A 14,939-nucleotide genomic window follows, 5' to 3' on the forward strand; every position below is an offset into this window, starting at 1 on the left:
CGCACATGTCTACTCCACCTAACGCCCTCGCGGACGAAAGCTTGCACACCGCCCTGATCACGGAGCGCCTGCCCGCGTGGGTCGCCCACATTGCCGCCGTCGATGTGCGCCGGCTCAAACATGGACTGTTGCCCGGCAGGGAGCGGCCTGCCACCAAGGTCCCGCTCTCGCCCGCATTGAACAAGGCACTCGATGACAGTCGCAAGGCCAGCCGTCAGTCCCGCGAAGCCTTGGCCAAGGGCCTTGGCGCGCTGCAAGGCATTGTCGAATTCGCCCAGCCCAAGCTGGAAGCGGCGTTGCGCGAGGCGATGGGCGAGGCCCCGGACGTCCACAAAAACCAGCTGCATTACCTGCGGTATCGCCAGGCCCCGCAGCAGCATTCGTTGTTGCAGGCGGCGTTGCTGAACTTCGAGGGCGATGAAGACTTCACCGATATCGCCCTCGAACAGACCAGCGCCCTGGCGCCGGAAGGTGCGCTGCTGACCGAGTACTACGGCGAGGCGCGGGCGGATGGCTCGCGTGCGGCGCGTTATCGCTACAGCGAAACCCTGTCGATGACTCCACAAACCTTTTCCCCCCTGTGCCGCACCCTGGACCTGGGGCAGCAATACCAGGCCCACCTGGCGCAGGTGTTCGATGCCGCTGCCACTCGGGCCGTGGTGCGGGAGCAGATGATTCGCGCGCAAAAAGACCTGCTGACGGTACGCCTGTATACCGCATGGGCGCAGGGCGACATCGGTCCGGCGGTGTTTCTCATGTTGCGTGAAGTGCTGGCAGGTACTTCGCGGCCGCTGCTGGATGGCGAGGTCGTACGTTTCGGTCAACTGTCGATCCTGGGCTGCGAGCTGGGGGAGGTGCTGCTGATCGGGCCGGGTGTCGCACCGACCCGGTCCGTGATCCCGCCCTTGTTTCCTGGGGCAGGTGTGAGCGGGCTGCTTCCCGTGGCGCCTGATACGCGGGTGGTGGCCTGGATTCCGGGCGCGCCGCAGTGCCCGCTCAAGGAATACCCGTCTATGCAGGCGTTCGACAAGGAGCTGGCGGTGAACCTGCGCTCACCTGCCTATCAGCAGTTGTTTGCCAGCCTGGTACCTCAGCAACAGGCGCCGCAGTTCCTTGAGCGCCTCAAGGAAAAACTCTACACCTTCACCTGGAACCCGCGTGGCTACAAGGAGCAGGTCTACGACGAGCAAATCAACTTGAACCGGCGAGAACGGTTGATCGAGGGGGAGTTGTTCGGCGCGCTCTACGAGCGGCATGTACAGCGCCTCAAGGACAATGCCAGAACCCTGGCGGTGCCCACTGCGGAGGCTGATCGAAAAGCCGCACAGGCACGCCATGCTCACTGGTTGAGCATGGGTTTGAACACATTGAATGTGGCCGCATTCATGGTGCCCGGCCTGGGGGAGCTGTTGTTGGCGGTCACGGCGATTCAGTTGGGCCTGGAGGTCTATCACGGCATCGAATCCTGGCAGGAGGGCGATATGGATGCGGCATGGGAGCACCTGGAGTCGGTGGCGCTGAATCTCGGGTTCATGGCTACCCTGGGCGGGGCGGCAGCCCTCGCTGGCCGGGCGCCCGCTATCCAGGTGTCGAAATGGGTCGATGGGCTGGTGCCGGTGAAGTTGCCGAACGGCGAAAGGCGCCTGTGGAAACCCGACCTTGCGGCCTACCGCAGTCATACCGTTCTGGATGCATCACTCAAGCCCAATGCCCAGGGGCAATACGCGCAGGGCGGCAAGATGTACGTGCGTCTGGGTGAGGGCCTTTATGAAAAGGCTTTTGATGCGCGGACTCGAAAATGGCAGATCCAGCATCCGAACAATCCGGCCGCGTACCAGCCGATCCTTGAACACAACCAGGCGGGTGCCTGGCGCCATACCCATGAACGCCCACTGGAATGGGACCGCCTGACCTTGCTGAGGCGCCTGGGTCATGAAACCCAGGGAATCAGCGATGCAACGTTGAGCGCCCTTGGCGACATCAGCGGCATCAGTGATGACCTGTTGCGCAAGGTCCACATAGATGGTTTGCCGATGCCTGCCGTGCTGGCCGATACGTTGCAGTTGTTTCGCGGCGCGCCGCCACAGGCTGCACTGCTGTCCCCCGAGGGCGCAGTGTTGCAGCGCCGCTTTGCTTCTTTGTCCCGAGGCGCGATCAACGAAATTATCAGTACGGCCAGCGATAAGGAACGCCTGCAGATACTCGGCCGAACCGGTGTTGCGCCGCGCCTGGATAACCTGGCGCGGCGTGCGGTGCAGCAACGTCGCCTGAGCAGTGCGTTGGCCGGCTTGTACCTGCCGGCGCTCGCCAGCCTGGACAGTGACCGGCTGGCGTTGCATTGCTTGCAGCAACTGCCGGGCTGGTCTCCCACGCTGCGCCTGGAACTGCGCGCCGACAATCCCAGTGGGCGCTTGCTGGCTGAGGTTGGGCCTGAAGACGCGGCAGTGCGCCGTTACCTGGTCAAAAAAGGCGAGACATTCCTGGCGTGCGACCTGCAGGGGGCTCCTCTTAACAGTCCGGTCCCCGGCAGTCGTAATTTCTATCCATCAATCGTCCATGCCTTGCCCGTGACCCTGCGCCAGTCACTGGGTTTGCCGCTGGCCAGCGCGGATGTCGATTTGCAGCAAGCCCTGGCGCGGTATGCCACGGCACACCGCCTCGAAATGGCCGCCGTGCTGAAGATACGCGCGCCCATGGCTCGCCCGGCGTTGCGTCAGGCGAGCGGGTCATTAGGTTATGCCCTGAGCGGCCGGGGTACGGCCCAGGCACCCAATGCCGCCCTGGCGGCCAGGGTTCGCGATGTTTACCCCAACCTCAGCGATGAGGCGGCCCAGCTGTTTGTGCAAAGCCTGTTGCAGGCCGGCCAGCGTCCTCCACAGATCTATGAGTTGATAGGCAACCGCGAGCGCGAACTGACCCGGTTACGCATGACCCTGGATCAGTGGGTGACGCAAAACAGTGCTCAGGCGGGGGCACAACATACGGCCGACACCCTGATCAATTGCTGGCGCGAAGGCGCGTACCGGGGCTTGAAACCCCATGCCTATCTGTCACTGGGCAAGGCCGGTAACTTGCCGGCGCTGGATGCTGATTTTTCCCATGTGCGAGGGTTGGGCGTAAGCGGCGAAACCCTGGCGGGCGCCCAGGGCACCAGGCTTGCGCAGCAGTTCTCCAACGTCGAAGTCCTGAATGTGTTTACCGAGCCCGCCCATGTCGAAGCGATTGCCGCGGGCCTCGGGCTGTTTCCCAAGCTTGAAGAGTTGTCGATCGACGGCTGGGGCTTGACCTATTCGCCGGCCTTTTTGCAACGCCTTAACACGTTGAGCCAATTGCGCCGGTTAGTCCTGACGGGCGCGCTGGACGCGTTGGATGTCAGTGGCTTGAAACAGCTGCTTGCCTTGCGGGTGGCGGGCGCCCTGAAAGAGTGGCCGGTAGGTGTTCTGACGTTAGACAAACTGGAGACGCTCGACCTGTTGGCGACCGGGATAAATACCATGCCTGCGGCAATGCTTGAGGGCCACGAGCGCCTGTGGCGTGGCCTTACCCTCAACTGGGCAGCGTTTGAGCGGCGTGCGTTCATGCCGGTGTATCAGCACGTGAAAAACCACCCGGGGCATTTGGTGGATGAAGTGCTGATGGTGGACGCTTATTGTGAAGGCGCGTTGCGACGCCTGAAAGACAGCGACCCGGCGTTTGCGCCCAGTGCCTTGGCGTACCTGCGGCGCCATCGGTTGACCAGTGACGCCAAGTTGACCCGTGTGCACGCCTTGCTGGATGAACATGCAACCTTGCAGCAGGCGCTGGAAGAGTGGCAGGGCAGGGAAGTGGAGGTCGACCGGCGACCGGTGGACCCGCTCAATCGTCAACGTGCGGCAGACAAGCTCATGGCTTACTGGCGCGATGGCCTCGACCGACGTTTTGCCTCCCCCCGTGAGGTGGCCGGGCCTTCTTCGCCAGCCGCCTCCGAGGGGGTCATGCTGGACCTGTCGGGTACGGTACTGGGGGATTTGCCGCTGATGCCGGCCGCAGCTTTTGCCCACGTGCAGCGCTTGAACCTCGCAGGCACCCGGGTTTCAGTGGCGGCATTGAACGATTTCCTCCCCCAGTTCACCCAAATCCACGGCCTGGACCTGAGCCGCAGCAACCTGATGGACCTGCCGGCGTCCCTGACGCAGTTGAGGTCTCTCAAACAGCTGGACCTGGCGCACAACCAGTTGACGATCACTGAGGCGATACAGCAGCGCCTCAGCGCCCTGGTCACGCTTCGAGGGTTGAACCTGGATTACAACCGTGTGGGTACCCTGGATGTCAGCGGGCTCAACCAGCTGCGCAGCCTGAACCTGAGCCACACCGCGACCACCGCCTGGCCGACAGGTTGGCTGGCATTACCCGAACTGCGTCAAGTGGATCTGAGCTACAGCGCTATTACCACGATCCCCCAGGCTGCACTGACCGGCCATGACCTGCTGATGCTCAGCAGCAACGTGCGTGGCTGTCGCCTGACCTTGCCGGCCTGTGCCGACATACAGCGTTTTGCCCTGCGTACCTACCAGGACAATCCGTTGAACGTCGCACCGGCCATGCTGCCGGTTTTTGGCCCGAGCTTTTACCTGGACAAACCCTTGGGCATTCCCCGCGAAGGGCTGGCGGAGGGCAGAACGGGGGGCGATCCGGAATACTTTCCCCTGGAGGTCACGGACAGTCCCGATCTGCTCCTCGCGCTGGAGGTAGAGGTGCCCAACAGTGAAGTTCGGCAGACACCTGCGCAGCGTCTGCAACAAATAGACCCGGCGTTGTCCACGCGCGATGCGGTACGGCGCATTGACGAACTGCTTGCCAGTGGCCTGGGCGCACTGGAGGTCGAGGCATGCCTGGTTCGGTGGCGCACGGGCTACCGGGGTATGGTGCGGGTGTTGAACGACTGGATCGATATTCGCGGTTATCGCCAGGGGGGCGGCTGGGTCAGCGCGGTGGACCGTCGTCGCGCGGCCGACAGGCTTATCGACAGTTGGCGCCATACCTTGCGGGCGCACCCCGAGGTTGCGCCGGGCGATGGGCGCGAGGTCCTTCAATTGAACGACCTGTATCTGGGGGACCTGCCGGCGTTACCCGAGCCGTTGGCCCATGTGAGGGTGTTGAACCTCAACGCAGTCAAGCTTACTGAGCAGGGCTCCAATGCGTTCCTGCGGGCGTTTCCCAAGCTGCGTACCCTGACTCTCAACAATAATGGCCTGATGAGCCTGCCCGACGCCGTCGGCGAATGCTCGACACTTACCGAGCTGCACCTGAGCCATAACGAACTGCGCTATCGCAGCGAGCTGCAGGGCCAGCTCAATCGGCTGACCGCGCTGGAGCGCCTGGACCTGAGTGAGAACGTCCTCGATTCTTTGGACATCAGCAGCCTGCCTCAATTGCAGTCATTGGAACTGCGCGGCAATAACCTTCTGGCGTGGCCGCAGGGTGTCCTCCAGGCTGCGCAGTTGCGCCACCTGGACCTGCGCAGCAACCGTATCGAAACCATCCCTGAAGACGCGTTGCTGCCCCAGCACAGCGCTCTGATGTGGGGCACGGACCTATCCGATAACCTGCTGTTTGAGGAAGATCTTGCACGCTTGCGCGTCTACCAGCAGCAGACCGATTGTGGCCTGGGATTTTCCGCCGAGGAACTGGAAGACGCACTGGAGGGGTACCACAGTACCGATAGCAGCTCCGGGTCGGACATCCACCCTGAACTCTTGACCCCGGAACAACAAAAGGCCCAATGGTTCTCGGGTATTGCCGCCGATTCGGCCCGCCACCGGGTATGGAGCGTGCTCAAGCAGGCCGAAAACAGCGAGGATTTTTTCTACATCATTTCCCAGTTGAAGAACGCCCAGGATTTCTTGCACGACCGCGCCGACCTGACTCGCCGGGTGTGGGCGGTGCTTGAGGCGGCGGAGCAATACCCGCACTTGCGCGAACAACTATTTGGCCAGGCCCAGGCGATGCGGGTAAGGGCTACCTGTGGTGACGGCTGGATCCTCCTGTTCAGTGATCTTGAAGTCAGCGTGTATGAGTTCAAGGCCCTGAGGGCCCTTGCGCCCGGGCAGGAAGGCACCACGCTGTTCAACCTGGCCCGGCGCATGATCCGTCTCGATGAAGCGGAGCGCATTGCTGGCGAAGCGATCAACCGCAGCCCCGGCATCGACCCGGCGGAAATTCGCCTGGCCTACCGCATTGGCCTGGCCGAGCGCCTGGATCTGCCTCACCAACCGTCCACCATGCTGTACCGCAACCTGTCCCGGGTGACCCAGGCCAACATCGATCAGGCGTATACCGCCATTGTGGCCAGAGAGAGCACCCCGGTGTTTATGCAGGAGCTGGTCAAGCGCCCGTACTGGGTCAGCTACTTGCAGAAGCTGTACCCGGAAGAGTTTTCGGTGTTGGCCCAGGCGCATCAGGTCAAGGTAGATGCCCTCGAGGAGCTTCACCCGGACCTCAGCGCCCAATACCTGAGCGAAGTCGCAGCCTTGGACACCGAAAACCTTGCCGAGCAACAGGCACTGGCGCTCAGGCTTTCGGGGCGGGCGAGGAGGGATCTGGGGATCTGACCCGGGCGCCCAGCCGGCTGGACGCCCGGGCCAGCGCGCCACAACTTAGTTGTCGTAACCCAGGTTCGGCGCCAGCCAGCGTTCGGTCACGCTCAGGTCCTGCTCCTTGCGGGCGGTGTAGCTGGCGACCTGGTCCTTGTCGATCTTGCCCACCGCAAAGTACTGCGCCTGCGGGTGAGCGAAGTACCAGCCGCTGACGGCCGCTGCCGGGAACATCGCGTAGTGCTCGGTCAGGAACACGCCGCTGCGGCCGGCGTGCATCTCCTGGGCTTCAGGGTCCAGCAGTTGGAACAACTGGGCCTTCTCGGTGTGATCCGGGCACGCCGGGTAACCCGGGGCAGGGCGGATACCGCTGTACTGCTCCTTGATCAGCGCTTCGTTATCCAGCACTTCGTCCTTGGCGTAGCCCCAGTGCTCTTTACGCACCTGCTGGTGCAGCCACTCGGCGCAGGCTTCGGCCAGGCGGTCGGCCAGGGCCTTGACCATGATCGAGTTGTAGTCGTCGCCGGCGTCCTGGTAGGCCTTCGCCACTTCTTCAGCGCCGATGCCAGCGGTGGTGATGAAGCCACCGATGTAGTCGGTTACGCCGCTGTCCTTGGGTGCGACGAAGTCGGCCAGGGAAAAGTTCGGCTTGCCGTCGGTCTTGATGATCTGCTGGCGCAAATGGTGCAGCCTGGCAATCGGCTGGCCGTCATCGCCGTAGACTTCCAGGTCATCGTCCTGCACCTGGTTGGTCGGCCAGAAACCGAACACCGCGCGGGCGCTGATGAGTTTTTCGTCGATCAGCTTCTTGAGCATTTCCTGTGCGTCGGCGTACAGCGCCGTCGCCGCTTCACCCACCACTTCATCGGTGAGGATGCGCGGGAACTTGCCGGCCAGGTCCCAGGAGATGAAGAACGGTGTCCAGTCGATGTACTCGGCCAGGATGTTGAGGTCGATATTGTCCAGCACCTTGGCGCCGGTAAACGTCGGCTTGACCGGCGTGTAGCTGTTCCAGTCGAACTGCGGCTTCTTGGCGATGGCGGCCGGGTAGCTCAGGCGCTCGGTGCGCGCGCTGCGGTTGGAGGTGCGCTCGCGCACGTCGATGTATTCCAGGCGGGTCTTCTCGACGAACGCCGGCTTCAATTCCTTGGACAGCAATTGCGTCGCCACGCCCACGGCGCGGGAGGCGTCGGTGACGTAGATCACCGCGTCGTTGCTGTATTTGGGCTCGATCTTCACGGCCGTGTGGGCCTTGGAAGTGGTGGCGCCACCGATCATCAGCGGCAGGTGGAAATCCTGGCGCTGCATCTCGCGGGCGACGTGCACCATCTCGTCCAGGGACGGGGTGATCAGCCCGGACAGGCCGATGATGTCGCACTTCTGTTCCTTGGCCACCTGCAGGATTTTCTCGGCCGGGACCATCACGCCCAGGTCGACGATGTCGTAGCCGTTGCAACCCAGCACCACGCCGACGATGTTCTTGCCGATGTCGTGCACGTCGCCCTTCACCGTGGCCATCAGGATCTTGCCCTTGGCTTCCGGCTTGTCGCCTTTTTCCAGCTCGATGAACGGGATCAAGTGGGCCACGGCCTGCTTCATCACCCGGGCGGACTTCACCACCTGGGGCAGGAACATTTTGCCGGCGCCGAACAGGTCGCCGACGATGTTCATGCCGGACATCAGCGGGCCTTCGATCACCTCGATCGGGCGCGCGAACGACTGCCGGGATTCCTCGGTGTCTTCGACGATGTGGGTGGTGATGCCCTTGACCAGCGCGTGTTCCAGGCGCTTGTTGACTTCCCAGCCGCGCCATTCTTCGGTCTCGGCTTCCTTGACGCTGCCGTCGCCCTTGTACTTGTCGGCAATGGCGAGGAGGGCGTCGGTGCCTTCCGGGGTGCGGTTGAGCACCACGTCTTCCACCGCGTCACGCAGCTCGGCCGGGATCTGGTCGTAGATCTCCAGCTGGCCGGCGTTGACGATACCCATCGTCAGGCCGTTGCGGATCGCATACAGCAGGAACACCGAGTGGATCGCTTCACGCACCGGGTTGTTGCCACGGAACGAGAACGACACGTTGGACACGCCGCCCGAGGTCAGCGCATACGGCAGCTCGTCGCGGATGTAGGCACAGGCGTTGATGAAATCGACGGCGTAGTTGTTGTGTTCCTCGATGCCGGTGGCGACCGCGAAGATGTTCGGGTCGAAGATAATGTCTTCCGGCGGGAAGCCGACTTCATTCACAAGGATGTCGTAGGAGCGTTTGCAGATTTCTTTCTTGCGCGCTTCGGTGTCGGCCTGGCCGGCTTCGTCGAACGCCATCACCACTACCGCCGCGCCGTAGCGCTTGCACAGCCTGGCGTGGTGAATGAACTGCTCCACGCCTTCCTTCATGCTGATGGAGTTGACGATGCCCTTACCCTGGATGCACTTCAGGCCGGCCTCGATCACTTCCCACTTGGAGGAGTCGATCATGATCGGTACGCGGGAGATGTCCGGCTCGCCGGCGATCAGGTTGAGGAAGGTCACCATGGCCTTCTTCGAATCCAACATGCCTTCGTCCATGTTGATGTCGATCACCTGGGCGCCGGCTTCCACCTGCTGCAGGGCGACTTCCAGGGCTTCGGTGTAGTTGTCTTCACGGATCAGGCGGGCGAAGCGGGCGGAACCGGTGATGTTGGTGCGCTCGCCGACGTTGACGAACAACGAGTTGCGATCAATGGTGAACGGTTCCAGGCCCGACAGGCGGCAGGCCTTCGGAATGTCCGGGATCGGGCGCGGTGCGTAACCGGCCACGGCCTTGGCGATGGCTTCAATATGGCCCGGGGTGGTACCGCAGCAACCACCGACGATGTTCAGGAAGCCGCTCTGGGCGAATTCCTCGATGACCTTGGCGGTTTCCGACGGCAGTTCGTCGTACTCGCCGAATTCGTTGGGCAGGCCGGCGTTCGGGTGCGCGGAAACGTGGGTGTTGGCCTTGTTCGACAGCTCTTCCAGGTACGGACGCAGCTCGCTCGCGCCCAGTGCGCAGTTCAGGCCCACGGACAGCGGCTTGGCGTGGCTGACCGAGTTCCAGAACGCTTCGGTGGTCTGGCCCGACAGGGTGCGGCCGGAGGCGTCGGTGATGGTGCCGGAGATCATGATCGGCAGTTCGACGTTCAATTCTTCGAACACGCCCTGTACGGCGAAGATCGCGGCCTTGGCGTTGAGGGTGTCGAAAATGGTTTCGATCAGGATCAGGTCGGCGCCGCCTTCGATCAGGCCTTTGGTGGCTTCGGTGTAGTTTTCCACCAGCTCATCGAAGGTCACGTTGCGGTAGCCGGGGTTGTTTACGTCGGGCGACAGCGAGCAGGTACGGCTGGTCGGACCGAGCACGCCGGCGACGAAGCGCGGCTTGGCCGGGTTTTCCAGGGTCTTGGCGTCGGCGATCTTGCGCGCCAGGCGCGCGCCTTCTACGTTTAGTTCGTAGGCGAGGTCTTCCATGCCGTAGTCGGCCATGGAAATGCGCGTGGCGTTGAAGGTGTTGGTTTCCAGGATGTCGGCGCCGGCATCCAGGTAGGCTTTCTCGATGCCGCCGATCACGTCCGGACGGGTGATCACCAGCAGGTCGTTATTGCCCTTGACGTCGCTCGGCCAGTCGGCGAAGCGTTTGCCACGGTAGTCCTGCTCTTCCAGTTTATAGCTCTGGATCATCGTGCCCATGCCGCCGTCGAGGATCAGGATGCGTTCCTTGAGGGCTTGGTGGAGGGCTTGCAGACGAGCGCTACGATCGGGCATGGGACTACTCTGGTCAGGTATTACGGAGGGCCAAGATCATAACAAACCTGTGCGCTTTTAGAGCATGTGCTGGGTTTGCATGAATATCGCTCATGTTGGCGGGGGCGTTACATCGGTAGAATCGACGGGTTTTTCACTGCACGCATTGAATCGGGACCGGAAACATGTCACTTCGCCTCATCGTCAGCGCCGCGTTTGCGCTGTTCGCCCTTACCGCACAGGCAGAAGGTCCCGCCCCGGCGATCTCTTATACCCGTGACATCCAGCCGATCTTCACCGAGAAATGCGTGGCCTGCCACGCCTGCTACGACTCGGCCTGCCAGCTCAACCTGGGCAGTGCCGAAGGCGCCGCACGTGGCGCGACCAAGGTGCCGGTGTACGACGGCGAGCGCAGCCAGGCCAGCCAGCCCACCCGTTTGTTCTATGACGCCTTCGGCAAAGCCGCCTGGCAGCAAAAGGATTTCTACTCGGTACTCGACGCCCAGGGCAGCCAGGCCGCACTGATGGCGCGCATGCTGGAGCTGGGGCATAACGCGCCGCTTGCGCCCAACGCCAAGCTGCCCGACGACATCGTGCTGGGCCTGAGCCGCGAAAACACCTGCCCGATGCCGGGGGAGTTCAACGCCTACGCAGGTAACCACCCGAAGGAAGGCATGCCCCTGGCCGTCACCGGCCTGACCGACCAGCAGTACCAGACCCTGCAACGCTGGCTGGCCTCCGGCGCACCGATCGACGAACAAGGCCTGGCCCCGAGTGCCAAGGAAGCCTTGCAAGTGCAGCAATGGGAAAACCTGTTCAACCAACCCGGGGCCCGGGAAAGCCTGGTGGCGCGCTGGTTGTTCGAGCACCTGTTCCTTGCCCACATCTACTTTGAAGGCGGCGAGCCGGGGCATTTCTTCCAGTGGGTACGCTCGCGCACCCCGAGCGGGCAGCCGATCGACCTGATCAACACTCGCCGTCCCAACGACGACCCGGGCACCCAGGTGTACTACCGCCTGTGGCCGGTGCAGGGGGTGATCGTGCACAAGACTCACATCACCTATCCGTTCAGCGCCGAGAAGATGGCCCGGATCAAGTCGCTGTTCTATACCGATGACTGGCAGGTGCAAGCCTTGCCGGGCTACGGGCCGGGCCGGCGCGCAAACCCGTTCGAGACCTTCGAGGCGATTCCGGCCAAGGCGCGCTACCAGTTCATGCTGGATAACGCCGAATACTTCGTGCGCACCTTTATTCGCGGGCCGGTATGCCGGGGCCAGATCGCGACAGACGTGATCCGCGACAACTTCTGGACCCTGTTCCAGGACCCCGACCACGACCTGTATATCACCGATGCCCGCTACCGCGGCCAGGCCACGCCGTTGCTGGCGATGCCGGGGCAGATTGACGATGTGGGCAGCGTGCTCAGCCTCTGGCTCAAATACCGCGACAAGCGCAACGAGTACGAAGCGTTGCGCCGGGACAGCTATGCCGACCTGCCGCCGCCGAGCTGGTCGAGCCTGTGGGCGGGCAACGACAACGCCTTGTTGAGCATCTTCCGTCACTTCGACAGCGCCTCGGTGACCAAGGGCTTGATTGGCGAAGTGCCGCAAACCCTGTGGCTGTTCGACTATCCGCTGCTGGAGCGCACCTACTACCAGTTGGCGGTGAATTTCGATGTGTTCGGCAACGTTTCCCATCAGGCCCAGACGCGCCTGTATTTCGACCTGATCCGCAACGGTGCCGAGCAGAACTTCCTGCGCCTGATGCCGGCGGACTCTCGGGATGACTTCCTTGACGATTGGTACCAGAACAGCGGCAAGGTCAAGCTGTGGCTGGACTATGAAGCCATCGACGATGACAAGCCCACGGGCCTCAAGCTCGATGAAAAGGACCCCAAGCGCGACTTCGCCAACCAGTTGCTGGCCCGCTACGGCGACCTGAACGCCAGCCCGGACCCGATCAACCGTTGCGTCAGCGCCTATTGCTCGCGTCCGGGCATTGACCCTGCGTTGCAGGACGCCGAACAGGCCCTGAGCCGCCTGACCAACCGCCCGGCGGCGGGGCTCAAGGTGATCGACCTGTTGCCGGAAGCGACCATGCTGCGCATCGAAACCCGCAGCGGCAAACGTGAGATGTACAGCCTGTTGCGCAACCGCGCCCACAGCAACGTGGCCTTTATGCTCGGTGAGGCTTATCGCTATCAGCCGGGCCTGGACACCGTGACCATTTATCCCGGCGTGCTGAGCAGCTACCCGAACTTCATGTTCAACATTCCGGCGCAGCAGGTGCCGGAGTTTGTCGCGGCCATGGAGAATGCCAAGGACGCCAATCGCTTCGAGAAGATTGTCGACCGCTGGGGCATCCGCCGCAGTCACCCGCAGTTCTGGCAGTACTTCCACGACCTGTCGCAGTACATCCGCGAAACCACGCCGGTGGAACAGGGCGTGCTGGACATGAACCGCTACGAGAATCTTTGATCGACCTTTGACCGTCGACGGCTGTCCCAAGCCATAGGCACCTGAATAACCGGTGTCGAGGGTTGGGAGAGTGGGTCGACGATGTTGATTTCAGTACAGGCACTGCGCGCCCTGGCGGCCTGGACCGTGGTGGGTCATCACTTCATGCAGATTTTCTTTGGCTTTAAGGCCGATTCGGCGCTGGGCCACCTGTTTGTCGACAAAGGTGCGGCGGGCGTGGATGTGTTTTTTGTGATCAGCGGCCTGGTGATCTTCCTCTCCACCGAGAACAAACAGCTGCCGCCCTGGCGATTCCTGCTGTATCGCCTGCTGCGAATCGTCCCGGCCTACTGGTTCTACACGCTGTTGATGGCGCTGCTGGTGGTGTTTGCGCGGCCGGTGTTGCCGGACCAGAGCGTCGATGCGGCCCATGTGTTGATGTCCTTGTTGTTCATACCTTCCGAAAATCCCGGTGGTTATGGGGTGTACCCGACCTTGAATGTCGGCTGGACCCTGAACTACGAGATGCTCTTCTACGTGCTGTTTGCCTGGGCGTTGCTGTTTCGCCGGCAGTGGCGGGTGCTGGTGGTGGGCGCGTTGTTGTTTGCGGTGTGCCAGGCGTGGACTTCTTTCGGCTGGATCAGCGATTTCTATCGTTCGGACATCGTGTATGAGTTCCTGCTGGGGATAGGCATCGGCATGCTCTACCGCAAGGGCTGGATTCGCCCCGGGCTGTGGCTTCCATTGCTGGGGATTGCGGGGGCATTGCTGGCGATCTATCACTGGCCGGCATCGCCGCGGGCCCTGACCTGGGGCTTGCCGAGTGCGGTGCTGGTGGTGGCCTGTATCTCGATGGAACGCTATTTCGAGCGCAGCCGGCTGCTCAAGGTGATGGGGGATTGTTCCTACTCGGTCTATCTGATGCACGTGCTGGTGCTGTCGGCGGGTGGTTTTGTCGCCCAGCGTTATGGGGTTAACGCCTACGTGATGCTCGGCGTGTGCGTGGTGCTGATCGCCCTTGGGTCGCTGGCCAGCTACCACTGGCTGGAAAAGGGCAGTTATCGTCGGCTCAAAGGCTGGTTCGATGGCGACGAACGGTTGGTTCTTTCCCGACAAAAATACTAGGACTTTGTACCTCGGTAATAATTTGGCGTAAACTGCCGGCAAGCCTGCGAGGAGTTTCCATGACCGCCATAACCATTACCGACGCCGCCCACGATTACCTGGCTGATCTGCTGTCGAAGCAGAACACCCCGGGCATTGGCATCCGCGTCTTTATCACCCAGCCCGGCACCCAGTACGCTGAGACGTGCATTGCCTACTGCAAGCCGGGAGAAGAAAAACCTGAAGATACGGCGTTGGGGCTGAAAAGCTTCACCGCGTATATCGATGCGTTCAGTGAAGCGTTCCTTGACGATGCGGTGGTTGATTACGCCACTGATCGCATGGGTGGCCAACTGACCATCAAGGCGCCGAACGCCAAGGTGCCGAATGTTAATGCGGATAGCCCGATTAACGAGCGCATCAACTATTACCTGCAGACCGAGATTAATCCTGGGTTGGCCAGCCACGGTGGTCAGGTGAGTCTGATTGACGTGGTTGATGATGGTATTGCTGTGTTGAAGTTTGGTGGCGGTTGCCAGGGCTGCGGCCAGGCGGACGTGACCTTGCGTGAGGGTATTGAGCGTACGCTGCTTGAGCGGGTTCCGGAGCTCAAGGGTGTGCGGGATGTGACTGACCATACGCAGAAAGAAAACGCCTACTACTAAAGGGTGTTCGCTGCGGATGTGAAAAACGGCGCCCCGTGAGCGCCGTTTTTTTATGGTTTGGATTCAGTGGGTTGCGTTAGGGTTGTGAGGTTTTAGGTTAGGTATGTTGTGTACATATCCGTTATTTAGGTAACGGCGGCTTATGGTTCCGCTCTTACAGCGGGTCACTTTTGGCAAACGCCCCAAAAGTAACCAAAAGGTCTTTGCCCCACCACTCGGTGCCTCGCTTAGGCTCGGCATGCCCGCACTCCGGCACGGCTCCGCGGGCCGCCGCGACGGGCCATCCATGGCCCGGCGCGGCTAAATCGGCATCCTTGCCGATTTACCCGCTCCACCGTGCCTACTTGCGGCCATCGTGGTTGACGGGGCGCCTAAGATCAAAATCAAAA

General features: G+C 62.0%; 5 protein-coding genes. 4 read left to right on the forward strand and 1 reads right to left on the reverse strand.

From position 1 onward, the window contains the following. Positions 1–5 precede the first annotated feature (5 nt). Positions 6–6,590, forward strand: a complete 6,585-nt coding sequence (locus HX815_RS29330) for an NEL-type E3 ubiquitin ligase domain-containing protein (protein ID WP_177029363.1) — start codon at positions 6–8, stop codon at positions 6,588–6,590. A 45-nt stretch (positions 6,591–6,635) separates the two neighbouring features. On the opposite strand, the gene metH is transcribed toward HX815_RS29330, so the two are convergent. After that, the gene (gene metH, locus HX815_RS29335) at positions 6,636–10,346 is read right to left on the reverse strand and encodes a methionine synthase (RefSeq protein WP_177029364.1); all 3,711 of its coding nucleotides are present in this window, start codon (positions 10,344–10,346) and stop codon (positions 6,636–6,638) included. Between the two features lie 164 nt (positions 10,347–10,510). On the opposite strand from metH, the gene HX815_RS29340 reads away from it, so the two are divergent. The 3 genes from HX815_RS29340 (at position 10,511) to nfuA (ending at position 14,550) form a co-directional block, all read left to right on the forward strand. Beyond that, positions 10,511–12,802 (forward strand): fatty acid cis/trans isomerase, encoded by a 2,292-nt coding sequence (locus tag HX815_RS29340; RefSeq protein ID WP_177029365.1) that lies wholly within the window; start codon positions 10,511–10,513, stop codon positions 12,800–12,802. An 81-nt stretch (positions 12,803–12,883) separates the two neighbouring features. Next, positions 12,884–13,906 (forward strand): acyltransferase, encoded by a 1,023-nt coding sequence (locus tag HX815_RS29345; protein ID WP_177029366.1) that lies wholly within the window; start codon positions 12,884–12,886, stop codon positions 13,904–13,906. Positions 13,907–13,965: 59 nt separating this feature from the next. Further along, positions 13,966–14,550, forward strand: coding sequence for a Fe-S biogenesis protein NfuA (nfuA, locus tag HX815_RS29350; protein WP_003210817.1), 585 nt, complete (start codon positions 13,966–13,968; stop codon positions 14,548–14,550). Positions 14,551–14,939 lie beyond the last annotated feature (389 nt).

Origin of the sequence: Pseudomonas sp. E6002 (genome assembly GCF_013385565.1) — a bacterium.
Lineage (GTDB): Bacteria > Pseudomonadota > Gammaproteobacteria > Pseudomonadales > Pseudomonadaceae > Aquipseudomonas.

What these genes read in the sequence shown, in the direction of transcription:
- HX815_RS29340 (WP_177029365.1), top strand. Translation starts at nt 10,511, where the DNA reads ATGTCACTTCGCCTCATCGTCAGCGCCGCGTTTGCGCTGTTCGCCCTT.
- HX815_RS29330 (WP_177029363.1), top strand. Translation starts at nt 6, where the DNA reads ATGTCTACTCCACCTAACGCCCTCGCGGACGAAAGCTTGCACACCGCC.
- nfuA (WP_003210817.1), top strand. Translation starts at nt 13,966, where the DNA reads ATGACCGCCATAACCATTACCGACGCCGCCCACGATTACCTGGCTGAT.
- metH (WP_177029364.1), bottom strand. Translation starts at nt 10,346, where the DNA reads ATGCCCGATCGTAGCGCTCGTCTGCAAGCCCTCCACCAAGCCCTCAAG.
- HX815_RS29345 (WP_177029366.1), top strand. Translation starts at nt 12,884, where the DNA reads ATGTTGATTTCAGTACAGGCACTGCGCGCCCTGGCGGCCTGGACCGTG.